Genomic DNA, 16,593 nt, shown 5'->3' with positions numbered 1-16,593 from the left:
CTCTCCCCGTGAAGAACGGGGAGAGGGAGGCGTCAGCGTTGGCGCTTCGCCACAACAGGCAACGCCGCTCGGAACGTTCTGCATGAGCCACGCCAAAAAACCCGACCTTCTCCGCGACAATGAGCTGATCTACGGCCGCTTGCTCACCGTCGACGAGTCGCACCTCATCCAGCGCTACAACAAGGCGCTTGTTGCCTTCGGCCTCAAGCCCACCAAGCTGAAGAGCTTCCAGATCGACCGCACCGGCTTCTCGCCCGAAGTGGCCGAGGAATGCGGCGATTACGATTATCTCGACCCCAATGAGGTCAACCGCCGCTTCATCATCCTGACGCCTTCGCAGATCGATCTGCCGGTGGTGCACACCGCCTTTTCCAACACCTCGCAGCTGATGTTCGAGTTCATGTCCAAGAACCAGCGCGCCATCGATGCGCTGACCATCAAGGATGTCATCTACGGCGAGATCGAGGATTCCGTTCCCCTGGTCAACGACATCGAGGATCTGCTGTCGATCAGCCAGGTCGAGTTCCGGGTGCTTTCGGCCGAGGACGTGCTGGGCAAGGCCGCCGAACTCGGCAAGCTGGTCGACCGGCTGAAGCAGGAGCCCGATGCCTGGCGCGACAACACCATGCTGAGCCGTATGGTGGAGCTGGCGAAGGTCTGCGGCGATATCCGTGAGAATGCGCTGGTGCCCGACCAGGTGATCTTCCGCCACAACGCCTACTGGACCAGCCATTTCGGCGGCGTCTACGTCTTCGTCGATCCTGATATGACCACCGTCATCGGCGACCCGGCCGCCCCCGGCTTTCGCCGTTCGCGGCCCTGGCAGGTCAGCTATCTCTCGATCAACGATGCCGACAAGGTGTTCAAGTTCCTGGCCAGCACCGGCCGCATCGAATTGCCGCGCGCGTCATGGGTCGAAAGCTCGGGCTATCTCGAGCATCGCGCCGAGATGGTGGTGCGCTCTCTCATCCGCGACACAGAGCCGAACCGCAATTTGACCGAGGTCGACAAGGTCTGGCTGCAGACCTGGATCCATGGCCATGCCGATCTGATCACCAAGGACGGCAATTTCCCCTTTCTCAACGCCGCCAAGCGTGAGATCGCCCAGCTCGGCCATCTCAAGATCGAGGATGTGTTTCCGCAACAGCGCTTCCTGGTCGTGCGTGGCAAGCCCGACCATCCCGACGCCTGGCTGACCAACCAGCTGATCTCGGATTTCGTGCCGCAGGACTTTGTCTCGCGTTACGTCTTCAACAAGCCGGGCTTCTACAAGGACTATGACGGCTACAGCGACGCCTGGCGGTCGCATGTTGTGGACGTTCTGAAAACCACATATTTGAAAGACAAAGTGGCGTTTCGCACGCGCCTTTACGGCCTGACTGACTGAGGGGTGAACGAGAGCCATGCTTGATCCGATCGTGAATTTCTTCACCCGCATCTTCCAATGGATCGGCCGCGGCATCGGCCTCGTCATCGGCGCGATCCTGTGGCCGTTCCTCTGGGCTGGGCGCTGGTATACGCAGCGCGGCTGGATCCTGAAGGCTGTGGTCGGCCTCGCGCTTCTGGTATTGATCGGCCTCTACGCCAATTTCTTCTACGCCACCCAGTGGTGGAACAAGTTCGATCCCAACTACGTCGACAAATACACCTTCGAGAACCGCAACATTTCCGCCGGCGAACAGGTCGCCGCCGGCGCCGGCACCGACACCGCCAAGACCTGCGGCAATTCGGGCATCGCCCAGGTGGCGGCCGACCTGACGGACTTCAACGTCAACCAGAATGCCTGGATCTCGTCGATGATCCTCTACAAACTCGGCCTGTTCGGCATCGACTGGGACAACACGCCGTTCATGGACAACAAGGCCTCGTTCCAGCGCGGCATCAACCAGGCGGTGCGGCGTACCGCCACCGAGCTTGCCGACAATCTCGGCCGTGTTCGCACCACATCGCAGATCGACGGCGATCTGCAGGATGCGCGCGGCAATCTGCAGTTCGACGAGGAGACCTGGTATTTCGGCATCAACCCGTTCGGCCCCAAGACGCCGACGCCGAGCTATTATCGCGATGCCGTCACCAAGCTGCGCTCCTTCAACGCCCGCCTCGGCATCTGCCAGGCGACGTTCGATGCCCGCGCCGACAATCTGAAGCAGTATATCGACCGCATCTCCTCCGACATCGGTTCCACCTCCGCGATCCTCAAGGAGCGCGCCGAAAACCACAACAATGGTTGGTTCGACTTCCGCGCCGATGACCGCTTCTGGTTCGCCTATGGCCAGCTCTATGCCTATTACGGCCTGATGAAAGGCGCCCAGGCCGACTTCGAGGACGTCATCAAGGAAAAGCATCTCGGCAATCTGTGGGACACGATGGATGCGCAATTCGTCTCGGCGCTGCGCATCCAGCCCTTCATCATCGCCAATGGCCGCGAGGATGGCTGGATCATGCCGACGCACCTGACGACGATGGGTTTCTACGTGCTTCGCGTGCGCTCCAACATGGTCGAGATCAGCAACGTCCTGACTCAGTAGCGTCTACAGCTTTCCCGGCGAGCGATGGCGAATTTGCGCCGTCGCCTCTGTCGCATTCCGTGCATTGGGCGGCTGTTTTGAGACGGCGGAACGTCGCGTCCTCTGGCTTCTATACGGCGCGGCAACGGAGCCAGGAAGAACCGGCGACAGGTCGGCCGGCCGCGGAGACACTTTCTTCATAGGAAACATAGTTGCATGCAAGTTGACGCCGCGGGAGCGACAGGGTTAGAACATGCCCGCGCCCGGGTTCAACATGCCTGCGAGTGAGATCAAACCCGTCCCCTCCACCGTCCAATCCGAAGGAAAGCCGTCATGGCCGAAGTGAAGTCCGACATCGAGATCGCGCGCGGCGCCAAGAAAAAGCAGATCCAGGAGATCGGCGCCAAGATCGGCATCCCGACCGAGCACCTTTTGCCCTACGGCCACGACAAGGCGAAGATTTCGGCCGAATTCATCAAATCGGTGAAGGGCAACAAGGACGGCAAGCTGATCCTCGTCACCGCCATCAACCCGACGCCGGCCGGCGAAGGCAAGACGACCACCACCGTCGGCCTTGGTGACGGTCTGAACCGCATCGGCAAGAAGGCGATCGTCTGCATCCGCGAGGCTTCGCTCGGCCCGAATTTCGGCGTCAAGGGCGGTGCTGCCGGCGGCGGCTACGCGCAGGTCGTGCCGATGGAGGACATGAACCTCCACTTCACCGGCGACTTCCACGCCATCACCACGGCGCACAACCTTCTGTCAGCGCTGATCGACAACCACATCTACTGGGGCAATGAGCTCGGCATCGACACCCGCCGCGTCGCCTGGCGCCGCGTCATGGACATGAACGACCGGGCGCTGCGCGAAATCATCTGCTCGCTCGGCGGCGTCGCCAACGGTTATCCGCGCGAGGCCGGCTTCGACATCACCGTCGCCTCGGAAGTCATGGCTATCCTGTGCCTTTCCACCGACCTCAAGGATCTGGAAAAGCGCCTTGGCGACATCATCGTCGCCTACCGCCGCGACAAGACGCCGGTCTATGCCCGCGACCTCAAGGCCGACGGCGCCATGGCGGTGCTGCTGAAGGACGCCATGCAGCCAAACCTGGTGCAGACGCTGGAAAACAACCCTGCCTTCGTCCATGGCGGTCCGTTCGCCAACATCGCCCATGGCTGCAACTCGGTGGTCGCCACCACCACGGCGCTGAAGCTCGCCGACTACGTCGTCACCGAAGCCGGCTTCGGCGCCGACCTCGGAGCCGAAAAATTCTTCGACATCAAGTGCCGCAAGGCGGGTTTGAAGCCGGCGGCTGCCGTCATCGTCGCCACCGTGCGCGCCATGAAGATGAATGGCGGCGTCAAGAAGGAAGACCTCGGCAAGGAAAACATCGAGGCAGTCAAGAAGGGCTGCCTCAATCTGGGCCGCCACATCGAGAATGTGAAACAGTTCGGCGTGCCTGCGATCGTGGCGATCAATCATTTCACCACCGATACCGAGGTGGAAATCCAGGCGATGAAGGATTTCGTCGCCTCGCTCGGCGCCGAGGCGATCCTGTGCAAGCATTGGGCCAATGGCTCTGCCGGCATTGAGGAGTTGGCGCGCAAGGTCGTCGAGATCGCCGAATCCGGCGCCTCGCAGTTCGCGCCGCTCTATCCCGACGCAATGCCGCTGTTCGAGAAGATCAACACCATCGTCCAGCGCATCTATCGCGGCGACGAGGCGATCGCCGACAAGTCGGTGCGCGACCAGCTGCATGCCTGGGAGCAGGCCGGCTACGGGCACCTGCCGGTCTGCATGGCCAAGACCCAATATTCCTTCTCGACCGACCCGAACCTGCGCGGCGCGCCGACCGGGCACACCGTGCCGGTACGCGAGGTCAGGCTTTCGGCGGGCGCCGGCTTCGTCGTCGTCATCTGCGGTGAGGTCATGACCATGCCCGGCCTGCCCAAGGCGCCGTCCTCGGAAAAGATCTTCCTCAACGAGGCCGGCCAGATCGAAGGCCTGTTCTGAAAATTTCGAGATCGTTGCGAGATCCAAGAAGGGCGGCCACTGGCCGCCCTTTTGCTTTTCGGGCGCAGATTGCCTATGCAGCGTTGCGCGCCAGCGCGCGCTGGTTGGACGCATAAGGCGTGTCGCGTTCGGGCAAAGCACCGGTCTTCAGGCAATCGATCCATTCGGCGGTCTTGAGCACGGCCGCAAAGCGCGACTGCAGGATGATGGACACCACGCGGTGGATCTCCTCGGCCGAGGCGTAGCCGGCGCTGTTGGCGTAAGGCAGCGAACCGGTGGCGTCGGACAGGAACTCGACCGCAAAGCCGACATGCGCAGCGTGGATGATGGTCGACAGGTCGCAATTATGCGTCATGTAGCCGATCACCGTTATCGTATCGATGGTATTGGCGCGCAGCCACGCCTCGAGGTCGGTGCCGGCAAAGGCGCTAGGCAGTGACTTCTCGACATAGTGGTCGCGGCTTCGCCGGGCGATCTCGGGATGCAGTTCGCCGCCATGGCTGCCCTTGGCGAAGACTGGCGAGGTCTCGGGCGCCATCTGCTTGACGACCACCACCTTCACGCCGGCTGCAGCGGCGGCATCCATGGCGCGCGCGACATTGACGACGCTGTCGCGGAACGGCGGATACTGGATGGCGAGGTTGCCGCCATCATAATCGTTCTGGACATCGATGACGATGAGCGCGCGGCGCGGCGTGATATTGGCGGACATGGTGTTCTCCTTCGGGCTTGAATGGGATAGGTCGAAAATAGGCGGATCGCCCGACTGCCAAAAGTGGCCCGATTGACATCATTCGAAAGAATTAGGACAATTCGCTTTTCGCTTGCTGGAAACACGCATGACCGATCCGATCATTGCCGTTCTCGCCTTTGACGGCATCAGCCCGTTCCACCTCTCCGTGCCGTGCGTGGTGTTCGGCACCGACCGCACCAAGCTTGGCCTGCCGCGTTTCGACTTTCGCGTCTGCGCACTCGACGATGGAGCGATCCACACCGATGCCGGGCTGACCATCGCGGTGCCGTATGGCCTTTCCGCATTCGACGATGCCGACATCGTCATCATTCCGAGCTGGAAGGATCTCGAGGCCCCAATTCCGCCGCCGCTCCTGGCAGCGCTCACCCACGCGCACCGGCGCGGTGCGGTGATCGTCGGCCTCTGTCTCGGCACCTTCGCCATTGCCGCCGCCGGGCTGCTTGCGGGCCGGCGTGCGACGACACATTGGGCCTCCACCGACCGGCTGCAAACATTATACCCGGACATCGAAGTCGACGCCGACGTGCTCTATGTCGACGACGGTGACATCGTCACCTCGGCCGGCGTCGCCGCCGGGCTCGATTGCTGCCTGCACATTGTGCGCGCCCGCTATGGCGCAGAGGTAGCGCTGCGGCTGGCCAGGCACATCGTGCTGTCGCCGCACCGGCAGGGTGGGCAAGCGCAGTTCATCGAGCGCCCGCTGGCGAAAACCCCGGCCACCGACCGCTTCACCCTGGCGCTCGACACGGTGCGGGCAACGCTCGGACAAACGCACAACCTCGACCGCGTCGCGGAGGCCGCGGGCCTGACCCGGCGCACTTTCACCCGCCGTTTCCAGAAATCGATCGGCACCAGCTTTGGCGAATGGTTGGCCGGCCAACGCATCGAACTGGCGCAACGGCTGCTGGAGGCGACGGAAAAATCGATGGACATGGTGGCCTTCGAAGCCGGCTTCGGCAGCGCCACCTCGCTGCGCCAGCATTTCGCCGCACGGCTCAAGACGTCACCGGCCCAATACCGGCGTGAATTCTCGCGACGAGCCGGTCCGGACGAGCGCATGGCACGCACGGCTTCATACTGACCGCCCACGACGAGTTCAGCCCCGCTTGACCGCCCGCGCCGGATTGCCGACCACCGTGGTGTTGTCAGGGACGTCGCGCGTCACCACCGCGCCGGCGCCGACTATGGCGCCATCGCCGATGCTGATGCCGCCGAGGATGATGGCGCTGCCGCCGATCCAGGCGTCATCGCCGATGGTGACCGGCCTGGCAATCTCCAGTCCCGACTGACGGCCAGCGGCCTCCTTGTGGTGCTCGGCGCAGTAGATCTGCACATTGGGGCCGAGAAGCGTCCGCCTGCCGATACGCACCGGCGCGGTATCGAGGATGGTGCAGCCGGCATTGAGGAAGGCGCCGTCGCCGAGATGGATGTTGAAACCGTAGGCGCAGTGGAACGGCGCCTCGATGCGGGAGCCTGCGCCCGCGCTGCCGAGCAGCGCCAATAGCGCCGGGCCGATATTGCCGCGTTGCTGGGGCCGTAGCGTATTATGCTCGAACACCGCATCGCGCGCGATCGCCCGCAGCGCCTCCAGTTCGTCGTCGATGCAGGTGTACCATTCGCCTGCAATCATCCTTGTGCGTTCGCTTCCGGCCATCACAGCGACTCCGTCCCTTCGTCATGTTCGACTGGTTACCAAAGTACAATGCTCGCTGATGGAAGAAGCACCATCGCCTACTCTCGTCAAACGTAGGACCTATGCTAGCTTGCCCTCGTGGGCCAGTCCCGGGCCTGCTTTCGAGGGGATCGACATGCTCTATTTGCTTGCACTTCTGATCGGCGTCATTGCCGGTCTTCGCGCCATGACCGCGCCGGGCGCGATCGCCTGGGGCGCCTATCTCGGCTGGCTGCCGGTGGCCGGCACCTGGGCAAGTTTCATGGGCCATTGGGCCGCCGTCGGTATCTTCACCGTCCTCGCCATCGTCGAACTGGTCACCGACCAGCTGCCCTCGACGCCGAGCCGCAAGGTTCCGCAGCAATTCGGCGCCCGCATCCTGCTTGGCGCCTTCAGCGGCGCGGTGATCGGTGCCACTGCCGGTTCCACCATTGGCGGCCTGATTGCCGGCGCCATCGGTGCTGTCATCGGCACCTATGGCGGCGGCGAAGCGCGCGGCCGGTTGGCCGCCGCCTTCGGCAAGGATTTGCCTGCCGCCCTCATCGAGGACGCGGTGGCGATCATCGGCGGCCTGCTGATCGTGGCGGCGGTGGTATGACTGCCCAAGCCTCAGACGCCAAGACATACGACGCCATCATCATCGGCGCCGGACAGGCCGGCCCTCCTCTCGCCGGCCGGCTGACGTCAGCCGGCATGAGCGTGGCGCTGATCGAGCGCAAGCTGGTCGGCGGCACCTGCGTCAACACCGGCTGCATGCCGACCAAGACCATGGTCGCCAGCGCCTATGCCGCGCATCTGGCGCGGCGTGCCGCGGACTACGGCGTGACGTTCTCAGGCCCTGTCGGCGTGGACTACAAGAGGATCAAGGCGCGCAAGGACAAGGTCACAAACGACTCCCGCAGCAATCTGGAGACGTGGATCGCCGGCATGAAGGGCTGCACGCTTTATCGCGGCCACGCCCGCTTCGAATCCGCCAACACCGTGCGTGTCGGCGGCGACCTTCTGACCGCCGAAAAGATCTTCCTCAACACCGGCGGCCGCGCCTCGGTGCCCGACCTGCCGGGCGTCAACGACGTCGACTACCTCACCAACTCCTCGATGATGGATCTCGATGTTTTGCCGCGCCATCTTATCGTCGTCGGCGGCAGCTACATCTCTCTTGAATTCGCGCAGATGTTTCGCCGCTTCGGCTCTGAAATCACCGTCATCGAGAAGAGTTCGCGCCTGACCGGCCGCGAGGACGAGGACGTGTCGGCGGCCATCCTGTCGATCCTCGAAAACGAAGCCATAGAAGTCCATGTCGGCGCCGACGACATCCGCTTTGCCAGACAGGGCAAGGAGATCGCCGTGACCTTCTCATCCGGCAAGCCGCCGGCGGTCGGCTCGCATGTGCTTCTGGCACTCGGCCGCACCCCCAACACCGACGATCTCGGCCTCGATAAGGCCGGCGTCGCGGTCGATCTGCGCGGCTTCGTCACCGTCGACGACCAGCTGCGCACCAGCGTGCCCGGCATTTGGGCAATGGGCGACTGCAACGGCAAGGGCGCCTTCACCCACACCTCCTACAACGATTATGAGATCGTTGCCGCCAATCTGCTCGACGACGATCCGCGCAAGGTCAGCGACCGCATCGAGGCCTATGCGCTCTACATCGATCCGCCGCTCGGCCGCTGCGGCATGACCGAGGCGGCGGTGAAGAAATCCGGGCGCAAGGCGCTGGTCGGCCAGCGGCCAATGACCCGCGTCGGCCGCGCCATCGAAAAGGGCGAGACGCAAGGTTTCATGAAGATCCTGGTCGATGCCGACACCAGGCAAATCCTCGGCTGCTCCGTGCTCGGCCCCGGCGGCGACGAGGCGGTGCACTGCGTGCTCGACCTGATGTACGCCAAGGCGCCGGTCGATACGCTGGCGCGCGCCGTGCATATCCACCCCAACGTCTCGGAGCTGTTGCCAACCATCGCCCAGGAGCTGAAGCCGCTCGCCTGACATAGCTCCGCGTCAAGCTCAGCGCTTTCTGCATTGGTGCGTTGCAGCAATGTGCATTGCGCGCGGCAAGGCTTCTCGTTCAGTCTGAATTGAACCGATTCAGTCTGGATTTTCCATGCCTTTGCCGATCCTTGCGCTTGCCATTGCGTCCTTTTGCATCGGCACCACCGAATTCGTCATCATGGGCCTGTTGCCGGAGGTTGCGGCCGATCTCGGCGTGTCGATCCCCTCGGCCGGCCTGCTGGTCACCGGCTATGCGCTGGGCGTCGTCTTCGGCGCACCCATCGTCGCCATGGCCACCGCGCATCTGCCGCGCAAGCCGGTGCTGGTCGCGCTGACGGCGATGTTCGTCGTCGGCAATCTGCTCTGCGCCATTGCGCCCAATTACTGGCTTCTGATGGCCGCGCGCGTCTTCACCGCGTTCGGTCATGGCGCCTTTTTCGGCATTGGTTCCGTCGTTGCCGCCAGCCTGGTGCCGCGCAACAAGCGCGCCAGCGCCATGGCGATGATGTTCGCGGGATTGACGCTCTCCAACATTCTCGGCGTTCCTGCCGGCACCGCGCTTGGCGAAGCCTTCGGCTGGCGCTCCACCTTCTTCGCCGTCGTCGGCATCGGCCTGATCTCTGTTGCCGCCATCGCCTGGCTGGTGCCATCCAATGTCGTCGAACCGAGCGGCGGCGGCCTGCGCAGCGAACTGCGCGTGCTGGGCAAGCTGCAGGTCTGGCTCGCCATGCTGATCGCCTCGCTGGCCTCGGCCAGCCTGTTTGCCGTCTTCACCTACATCAAGCCCTACCTTACCGATGTCTCCGGCCTGTCGACCTCCGCGGTCACCTGGGTTCTGCTGCTGTTCGGCGCCGGCATGACCATAGGCAACATCATCGGCGGCCGGCTGGCCGACTGGAAATTGATGCCGACGGTCATCGGCACGCTGCTTTTGATGGCAGTTCTGTTTGTCGGCTTCATGCAGTTCGGCGCTATCGCCAGCGTCGCCATCGGCGTCGTCTTCTTGTGGGGACTGCTGATCTTCGTCGTCGTGCCGCCGCTGCAGATCCGCGTCGTCGAAGCGGCTTCGGAAGGGCCGAACCTTGCCGCCACGCTCAACCACGGCGCATTCAATATCGGCAATGCCAGCGGCGCCTGGATCGGCGGCGTGGCTCTGTCGGCCGGCGTTTCCTATGCTCATTTGCCGCTGGTCGGCGCGGTGCTGGCCCTGCTGGCGGTCAGCGTAGCCGTTGTCTCGCAGGCGCTCGAAGGATCGGCGCCGATAACGACGGTTCCGGCCGCCGCCGAATAATTCCATTGCGCCCATGGCGGCGCGAACTGGACCAATCGACAGCCCTTCGGCAAAAGTGCATGTGTTCTGCCTCTTATCCTGGAGGCATCCCATGCAGAAATCGATCGAACGCATCGCCGGCGATACCGAAGGCGTTTCCTACGAATTCCCGGTGTTCCGCTTCGCCGGCGCCGACAAGGCAGCACCTTCGGCCTACCTGCAGGCAGCGCTCCACGCCGGTGAATTGCCTGGTGTCGTCGCCATCGACGCGCTGATGCCGGCGCTGAACAAGGCCGAAGCGGAAGGCCGCATCAAGGGCAGCATCACGGTCGTGCCCTGGGCCAATCCGATCGGCCGCGCGCAATATCATTTCGGCGAGCACCAGGGCCGCTTTCATCTCGGCACCCGCAACAATTTCAACCGCGGCTTTCCGTTGCTCGCAGCACCGGACGCCAAGCTTTTGCCCGACACCACGCTTGGCACCCCCGACCAGCGATTGAAGACCCGTCTGGTGCAGCTGTCGCTCGGCCACGACATCGTGCTCGACCTGCATTGCGACGACGAGGGCCTTGCCTATCTCTACGTCCACGCCAGCCTGTGGCCGGCGATGGCCGATTGCGCCGCCGCCATGGGTATCGACGCCGTGGTGTTGTGGAGCGAGGACGCCGACGGCACCTTCGAGGGCGCCACGATCATGCCCTACCAGAACGTCCCCGCCAACGTGGCGAAGCTCGACCGCCGCGTTGCCACTACGGTAGAATACCGTGGCATGCTGGATGTCGACGGCGCGCTGGCAAATTCCGATGCCGAAGGCCTCTACCGGCTGCTGGCGGCGCGCGGCGTGATCGCCGACGCCGCCCTTCCCGAACCCGGCCCGTTCAAGGGCCTCGTCGCGCCGCTCGAAAACATCGACATGATGCCGGCGCCCCGGGCCGGCGCCATCCTCTACGACGTCAAGCCCGGCGACCGCGTCGCCAAGGGCGCGCGCCTCGCCACCATCGTCCACACACCGGGCGAGGCCGGCGGCCGCACCGAAGTGCTGGCGCCGCAGGACGGCGTCATCCTGACCCGCCGCTCGCGCCGCATCATCCGCGCCGGCGAGGATCTCTTGAAGCTGGTCGGCGACAAGAAGAGCGCCGACGCGAGGTCAGGCACGCTGGAGGACTGAGCTAACCCGAAATCGCCAGCCGCGCCTTGGCCTCCAGCCATTCGGCCATTTGCCGGTACGGCACCGGGCCGTGGCTGACACGGGCAACACCAAGCTCGGCCAGGCGCTGGCGCGGCGGCACATGCGCCAGCGCGATGATGTTGACCGGCAATGCCGTCGCCTTGCACAGCGCCTCGATCAGACCCTCGTCGCCGAGTCCCGGCGCAAAGAAGCCGCTCGCTCCTGCCTTTTCATAAGCGTGCGCCCGCTCGATGGCCTGGTCGAGCAGCACGCTGTCATGCGCATCCGTCTTGGCCTTGAGGAAAATGTCGGTACGGGCGTTGATGTAGGCGGGAATGCCGGAAGCCTTCACCGCCGCCGCTGCCGCCTCGATCCGCTTCACCTGTACCGCGATGTCGTGCAGACCGGCGCCGCCGAAGATCTGGTCCTCGAAATTGAAACCGATGGCGCCGGCCTGCAGGGCACGTGTCACCGTCTGGGCGACAGTCTCCGGCTCGACGCCGTAGCCGCCTTCGAGGTCCATGGTCACGGGCAGGTCGACTGCCGCCACGATGCGCTTGATGTTGTCCAGCGCTAGCTCCAGCGGGATTTTCTCGCCATCGGCATAGCCGAAGGCGGCTGCCACCGGCCAGCTTCCGGTGGCGATCGCCTTGGCGCCCGCCCTCTCGACGATCTTGGCCGAGCCCGGATCCCAGGCATTGTAGAGAACGATCGGGTTGCCCTTGACATGAAGGGCATGGAACGTGCGTGCGCGCTCGATCTGCTCGGTCATTGCTGTCTTCCCGTCTTTCCGATGTTGGACGAACAGTCTAGGCAGGACCCCAAGCCTTGGCGATGTGCCATGGGCTGCAGAAGCGGCGGCCACAAACAGGCCTTTCAAACCTGTTGCGCATCCGGCTTTTCGCCGCTATGGATTTCGCCCATGAACATGCGCTCGATCAAGACCATTTGGTGGTGGGCTCGCTGACAGCGGCCTGTTCGAACGCGTGCGCGTGAAAATAGAGGGTGGCCGCAACGGAATGTCCGGGCGGCCATTTGTTTTTTCAAAGCCATTCCCGGGTCCGTTGCCCCAACAAGCCATATGGAGACGGCAATGACGATGAAGGCTCTGGAAAACGGCGCGGAAAGCTTCGTGACCGCAGGTGGTGTCACCATCACCCGCGAACGCCACGACAAGCCTTACGCCGGTGCGATCGATGCTTATGTCGACGGCTTGAACTCGCGCCGTGGTGCGGTGTTTTCCTCGAATTACGAATATCCGGGCCGCTACACACGCTGGGATACGGCCATCATCGATCCGCCGCTGGTGATTTCCGCGCGTGGCCGCGCCATGCGCATCGAGGCGCTGAACGGCCGTGGCGAAGTGCTGCTGCCGGTGATCGGCAAGACGCTGGCCGGCATTGCCGAGGTGACGATTGCTGAAACCTCGAAAAAGCTGATCCGCCTCGATGTCGCCAAGCCCGGCCGCGTCTTCACCGAGGAAGAGCGCAGCCGCGTCCCCTCTGTGTTTACTGTGCTGCGCGCCATCACCGCTTTGTTCAAGACCGATGAAGACGCCAATCTCGGCCTTTACGGCGCCTTCGGTTACGACCTCGCCTTCCAGTTCGATCCAGTCGACTACAAGCTCGAGCGCAAACAGAGCCAGCGCGATCTCGTGCTGTTCCTGCCTGACGAGATCCTGGTCGTCGACCATTATTCGACCAAGGCCTGGACCGACCGCTACGACTATTCCGGCGACGGTTTTTCAACCGAGGGGCTGCCGCGGGACGAAATCGCCGAACCGTTCAAGACCGCCGACCGCATCCCGCCGCGCGGCGACCATGAGCCGGGCGAATACGCCAATCTGGTGCGCAAGGCGATGGACAGTTTCAAGCGCGGCGACCTGTTCGAGGTCGTGCCCGGGCAGATGTTCTACGAACGCTGCGAGACGCAGCCTTCCGAAATCTCGCGCAAGCTGAAGTCGATCAACCCGTCGCCCTATTCCTTCTTCATCAATCTCGGCGAAAACGAGTATCTGATCGGCGCCTCGCCCGAAATGTTCGTGCGCGTCAATGGCCGCCGCGTCGAGACCTGCCCGATATCCGGCACCATCAAGCGCGGCGACGACGCCATTTCCGATAGCGAGCAGATCCTGAAGCTGCTCAACTCCAAGAAGGATGAATCCGAGCTGACAATGTGCTCGGACGTCGACCGCAACGACAAGTCCAGGGTCTGCGATCCGGGCTCGGTGCGCGTCATCGGCCGCCGCCAGATCGAAATGTATTCACGCCTGATCCACACCGTCGATCACATCGAAGGGCGCCTGCGCGAAGGCATGGATGCCTTCGACGCCTTCCTGTCGCATGCCTGGGCGGTCACCGTCACCGGTGCGCCGAAACTGTGGGCGATGCGCTTCATCGAGCAGAACGAAAAGAGCCCGCGTGCCTGGTATGGCGGCGCCATCGGCATGGTCAATTTCAACGGCGACATGAACACCGGCCTGACGCTCCGCACCATCCGCATCAAGGACGGCATTGCCGAGGTGCGAGCCGGCGCCACATTGCTCTTCGACAGCATCCCCGAGGAAGAAGAAGCCGAAACCGAACTGAAGGCATCCGCCATGCTCTCCGCCATTCGCGACGCCAAATTGGGCAATGCCGCAGGCGCCGAACGCACCACCGCGCGCGTCGGCGACGGCGTCAACATCCTGCTCGTCGACCACGAAGACTCCTTTGTCCACACACTGGCCAACTATTTCCGCCAGACCGGTGCCAATGTCTCGACCGTGCGTTCGCCGGTGCCGGAAGAAGTCTTCGAACGGCTGAAGCCCGATCTCGTCGTGCTGTCGCCCGGACCGGGCACGCCGAAGGATTTCGACTGCGCCGCGACCATCAAGAACGCCCGCGCCCGCGACCTGCCGATCTTCGGCGTCTGCCTTGGCCTGCAGGCGCTGGCCGAGGCCTATGGCGGCGAACTCAGGCAGTTGCACGTGCCGATGCACGGCAAGCCGTCGCGGATCCGCGTCTCCAAACCCGGAATCATCTTCTCCGGCCTTCCCAAGGAAGTGACCGTCGGCCGCTACCACTCGATCTTTGCCGATCCGGTGCGGCTGCCCGACGATTTCATCGTCACCGCCGAGACCGAGGACGGCGTCATCATGGCCTTCGAGCACCGCAAGGAGCCCATCGCCGCGGTGCAGTTTCATCCGGAATCGATCATGACGCTCGGCCACAATGCCGGCATGCGCATCATCGAGAACATCGTTGCGCATTTGCCGCGCAAGGCCAAGGAAAAGGCCGCTTAGAAAACGATGGCGGCAACCGACAACATGGCGGCGATAGCAGCGAAGGCAGCGGCCAGGCAGAGGGTCGCCAGCCTTGCCTTCTGGTCGATTGTCATCGCCTGCGTGGTGCTCGCGCTCAAGCTTGCCGCATGGTACGTCACCGGCTCCGTTGCGCTCTATTCGGATGCGCTGGAGTCGATCGTCAACGTCATAGCCTCGGCCGCCGCCTATTGGGCGGTCCTGGTCAGCTACAAGCCGGCCGACCAGGACCATCCGTTCGGCCACCACAAGGCCGAGTATTTTTCGGCGGTGCTGGAAGGCGTGCTGATCGTGCTCGCCGCGCTTTTGATCCTCAACGAGGTCTGGCGCTCCTGGCAGACGCCGACCCCGCTCGAACAACCTTGGGAGGGCCTGGCGATCAACGGTGTCGCCACCGTCATCAACGCCTTCTGGGCCTGGACGCTGATCCGCGCCGGGCGCAGCGCAAAATCACCGGCGCTGGTCGCCGACGGCCGGCACATCATGACCGACGTCGTGACCTCGGTCGGCGTCTTCGGCGGCCTCGCCGGCGCTATCCTGACCGGTTGGCAGATCCTTGATCCGGCGCTTGCCGTCATCGTCGCGCTCAACATCCTGTGGCAGGGCTGGCACGTCATCGGCTCGTCGATGAACGGGCTGATGGACCGCGCAGTGGACACGACCGAACACATGCACATTCGCGACATCATCTCGGCCAATTGCAAGGGCGCGCTGGAGGTTCATGACCTCAAGACCCGCATCGCCGGCCGCGCCACCTTCATCGAGTTCCACCTGGTCGTCGACGCCGACATGACGGTCGGCGCCAGCCACGTCATTTGCGACCGCATCGAGGACGCGCTGAAGGCCGAAATCCCCTCGGTGCGCGTCACCATCCATGTCGAGCCCGACGACGAGGCGAAGCTGCCGAAAGGCACCACTGCTGTGCCGTTTGCTTGAGGAAAAACTCAGGGCATCATCCTCGGGCGAGGATCTGCCGACCTCGCCGGATCGATTGCGCCATTACCGCCATGTGGGTAGCTCGCCAATGGCTACATCCAGGCGTTGATTGCATCCAAATCGGGCAGCGCCTGCTGCTCAAGCGCGCGCCAGCTCGGCCTCGGCAAAAGCGTAGTCAGGCGAACCGTCTAAGTTCGTCAAATCCAAACTCGGCAAGCGAAGTCCGATCCAAGGTAGCACCCGCTTGCGATCGGCTCATCATGTGTCGGTCGAGATGTCATCCCATTCCTGCCCCATATACCCAATCAGCCAATTGAGCACGTAATGACGTTCGACAACCACGTCTCGTTCCAATCCTGCCGGCGCGGCTTTCCCATTCACCCGCGCATCCATCACAGCCCAATTGTACCGATAGATCAGATCGGCAGCATCGAGAAGCTCGCTTTGCGGGCGCAAATTGGCCCGCTTGAGCAGCCCTTCCGTGTCGAGGTCACGCAACACCGAAACCATACGCGACACATCGCAAGGCTTGTCTGGACGCCCAAGGTTTTTGAAGACTTGCAACGCCCACAACATCACGAAAGCCCCTTCATAGCGCCAGCTAAAATTTGCGCGATCTTGCTCGGTTGCAACGGGGTTACCGACAAACGCCTGCTCTTTGGGCGTAAAAAACCCTTCGGCTCCAAACTGGCTGATCAAGTTGCTTAAAAGATTTCGATCATTGGTCTCCGCTGTGACGGCCACGATCACCAGTGCGATGGCGCGTTTAACCACCTCGTCCTTCGTTCGTCGCCGACTTTCGGCTTCGGTTTCGATCGTCGGCAAATGGTCGATGAACGGCACGCCCTCCTTCTTCAACTGTGCTGTTGAGGCCGCCTTGCGAGCCTCAGCCTCGCCTTCAGCGTTGGCGGAACCGATGAAAGCCAAGGAAGTCAGAAAACCAAGAAAGCTGCGACGCATCATATTCATTTCCAAATGGCTGC

Annotated in this window: 14 protein-coding genes; 10 read left to right on the top strand and 4 right to left on the bottom strand. The window is 63.2% G+C overall.

Annotation, left to right across the window (positions count from 1 at the left end):
• Positions 1 to 82 precede the first annotated feature (82 nt).
• The 3 genes from NLY33_RS12730 to NLY33_RS12720 all read left to right on the top strand — a co-directional run bounded on the left by NLY33_RS12730 (position 83) and on the right by NLY33_RS12720 (position 4,520).
• A complete protein-coding gene (locus NLY33_RS12730) occupies positions 83 to 1,387 on the top strand; it encodes a DUF6638 family protein (RefSeq protein ID WP_023683664.1) in 1,305 nt (434 codons plus the stop codon).
• A gap of 16 nt (positions 1,388 to 1,403) precedes the next feature.
• A complete protein-coding gene (locus NLY33_RS12725) occupies positions 1,404 to 2,528 on the top strand; it encodes a DUF2333 family protein (RefSeq protein WP_023705931.1) in 1,125 nt (374 codons plus the stop codon).
• 312 nt (positions 2,529 to 2,840) lie between these two features.
• Positions 2,841 to 4,520, top strand: coding sequence for a formate--tetrahydrofolate ligase (locus NLY33_RS12720; RefSeq protein ID WP_023683662.1), 1,680 nt, complete (start codon positions 2,841 to 2,843; stop codon positions 4,518 to 4,520).
• 73 nt (positions 4,521 to 4,593) lie between these two features.
• On the opposite strand, the gene NLY33_RS12715 is transcribed toward NLY33_RS12720, so the two are convergent.
• On the bottom strand, positions 4,594 to 5,232 hold the full coding sequence (locus NLY33_RS12715; RefSeq protein ID WP_023705932.1) for a cysteine hydrolase family protein: 639 nt from the start codon (positions 5,230 to 5,232) through the stop codon (positions 4,594 to 4,596).
• A gap of 127 nt (positions 5,233 to 5,359) precedes the next feature.
• Between NLY33_RS12715 and NLY33_RS12710 the strand changes: the two genes are divergently transcribed.
• Entirely contained in the window at positions 5,360 to 6,355 is a 996-nt protein-coding gene (locus tag NLY33_RS12710; RefSeq protein WP_023705933.1) for a helix-turn-helix domain-containing protein, read from the top strand.
• A 15-nt stretch (positions 6,356 to 6,370) separates the two neighbouring features.
• Here NLY33_RS12710 and NLY33_RS12705 read toward each other — a convergent pair whose 3' ends face one another.
• Positions 6,371 to 6,928: a sugar O-acetyltransferase gene (locus tag NLY33_RS12705; RefSeq protein WP_023686169.1), complete on the bottom strand. Its 558-nt coding sequence runs from the start codon at positions 6,926 to 6,928 to the stop codon at positions 6,371 to 6,373.
• A 154-nt stretch (positions 6,929 to 7,082) separates the two neighbouring features.
• Between NLY33_RS12705 and NLY33_RS12700 the strand changes: the two genes are divergently transcribed.
• The 4 genes from NLY33_RS12700 to NLY33_RS12685 all read left to right on the top strand — a co-directional run bounded on the left by NLY33_RS12700 (position 7,083) and on the right by NLY33_RS12685 (position 11,373).
• A complete protein-coding gene (locus NLY33_RS12700; protein ID WP_023707674.1) occupies positions 7,083 to 7,544 on the top strand; it encodes a membrane protein in 462 nt (153 codons plus the stop codon).
• The gene (locus NLY33_RS12695) at positions 7,541 to 8,932 is read left to right on the top strand and encodes an FAD-containing oxidoreductase (RefSeq protein ID WP_023705934.1); all 1,392 of its coding nucleotides are present in this window, start codon (positions 7,541 to 7,543) and stop codon (positions 8,930 to 8,932) included. Before NLY33_RS12700 ends, NLY33_RS12695 begins: the two co-directional genes overlap by 4 nt.
• Before the next feature lie 115 nt (positions 8,933 to 9,047).
• Positions 9,048 to 10,226, top strand: a complete 1,179-nt coding sequence (locus NLY33_RS12690) for an MFS transporter (RefSeq protein WP_023686172.1) — start codon at positions 9,048 to 9,050, stop codon at positions 10,224 to 10,226.
• A gap of 91 nt (positions 10,227 to 10,317) precedes the next feature.
• Positions 10,318 to 11,373, top strand: a complete 1,056-nt coding sequence (locus NLY33_RS12685; RefSeq protein ID WP_023705935.1) for a succinylglutamate desuccinylase/aspartoacylase family protein — start codon at positions 10,318 to 10,320, stop codon at positions 11,371 to 11,373.
• 1 nt (position 11,374) lies between these two features.
• Here NLY33_RS12685 and NLY33_RS12680 read toward each other — a convergent pair whose 3' ends face one another.
• Positions 11,375 to 12,145 (bottom strand): isocitrate lyase/PEP mutase family protein, encoded by a 771-nt coding sequence (locus NLY33_RS12680; protein ID WP_023705936.1) that lies wholly within the window; start codon positions 12,143 to 12,145, stop codon positions 11,375 to 11,377.
• Positions 12,146 to 12,466: 321 nt separating this feature from the next.
• Here NLY33_RS12680 and NLY33_RS12675 point away from each other — a divergent pair, with 321 nt between their 5' ends.
• Both NLY33_RS12675 and NLY33_RS12670 read left to right on the top strand, forming a co-directional pair.
• Entirely contained in the window at positions 12,467 to 14,656 is a 2,190-nt protein-coding gene (locus NLY33_RS12675) for an anthranilate synthase (RefSeq protein WP_023705937.1), read from the top strand.
• Positions 14,657 to 14,662: 6 nt separating this feature from the next.
• A complete protein-coding gene (locus tag NLY33_RS12670; protein ID WP_023705938.1) occupies positions 14,663 to 15,610 on the top strand; it encodes a cation diffusion facilitator family transporter in 948 nt (315 codons plus the stop codon).
• 258 nt (positions 15,611 to 15,868) lie between these two features.
• Here the strand turns inward: NLY33_RS12670 and NLY33_RS12665 are convergent, their stop codons facing one another.
• Complete coding sequence (locus NLY33_RS12665; protein ID WP_023705939.1) at positions 15,869 to 16,573, bottom strand: DUF4272 domain-containing protein; 705 nt, start codon at positions 16,571 to 16,573, stop codon at positions 15,869 to 15,871.
• Positions 16,574 to 16,593 lie beyond the last annotated feature (20 nt).

It is taken from the genome of Mesorhizobium sp. C432A, assembly GCF_030323145.1.
Taxonomy (GTDB): Bacteria; Pseudomonadota; Alphaproteobacteria; order Rhizobiales; family Rhizobiaceae; genus Mesorhizobium.
The sequence above is the reverse complement of the archived record's forward strand: the minus strand, read 5'-3'. Positions and strand labels throughout refer to the sequence as shown.

Coding starts and splice junctions, on each gene's coding strand:
- NLY33_RS12730 (WP_023683664.1), top strand. CDS start 83: ATGAGCCACGCCAAAAAACCCGACCTTCTCCGCGACAATGAGCTGATC.
- NLY33_RS12725 (WP_023705931.1), top strand. CDS start 1,404: ATGCTTGATCCGATCGTGAATTTCTTCACCCGCATCTTCCAATGGATC.
- NLY33_RS12720 (WP_023683662.1), top strand. CDS start 2,841: ATGGCCGAAGTGAAGTCCGACATCGAGATCGCGCGCGGCGCCAAGAAA.
- NLY33_RS12715 (WP_023705932.1), bottom strand. CDS start 5,232: ATGTCCGCCAATATCACGCCGCGCCGCGCGCTCATCGTCATCGATGTC.
- NLY33_RS12710 (WP_023705933.1), top strand. CDS start 5,360: ATGACCGATCCGATCATTGCCGTTCTCGCCTTTGACGGCATCAGCCCG.
- NLY33_RS12705 (WP_023686169.1), bottom strand. CDS start 6,928: ATGGCCGGAAGCGAACGCACAAGGATGATTGCAGGCGAATGGTACACC.
- NLY33_RS12700 (WP_023707674.1), top strand. CDS start 7,083: ATGCTCTATTTGCTTGCACTTCTGATCGGCGTCATTGCCGGTCTTCGC.
- NLY33_RS12695 (WP_023705934.1), top strand. CDS start 7,541: ATGACTGCCCAAGCCTCAGACGCCAAGACATACGACGCCATCATCATC.
- NLY33_RS12690 (WP_023686172.1), top strand. CDS start 9,048: ATGCCTTTGCCGATCCTTGCGCTTGCCATTGCGTCCTTTTGCATCGGC.
- NLY33_RS12685 (WP_023705935.1), top strand. CDS start 10,318: ATGCAGAAATCGATCGAACGCATCGCCGGCGATACCGAAGGCGTTTCC.
- NLY33_RS12680 (WP_023705936.1), bottom strand. CDS start 12,145: ATGACCGAGCAGATCGAGCGCGCACGCACGTTCCATGCCCTTCATGTC.
- NLY33_RS12675 (WP_023705937.1), top strand. CDS start 12,467: ATGACGATGAAGGCTCTGGAAAACGGCGCGGAAAGCTTCGTGACCGCA.
- NLY33_RS12670 (WP_023705938.1), top strand. CDS start 14,663: ATGGCGGCAACCGACAACATGGCGGCGATAGCAGCGAAGGCAGCGGCC.
- NLY33_RS12665 (WP_023705939.1), bottom strand. CDS start 16,573: ATGATGCGTCGCAGCTTTCTTGGTTTTCTGACTTCCTTGGCTTTCATC.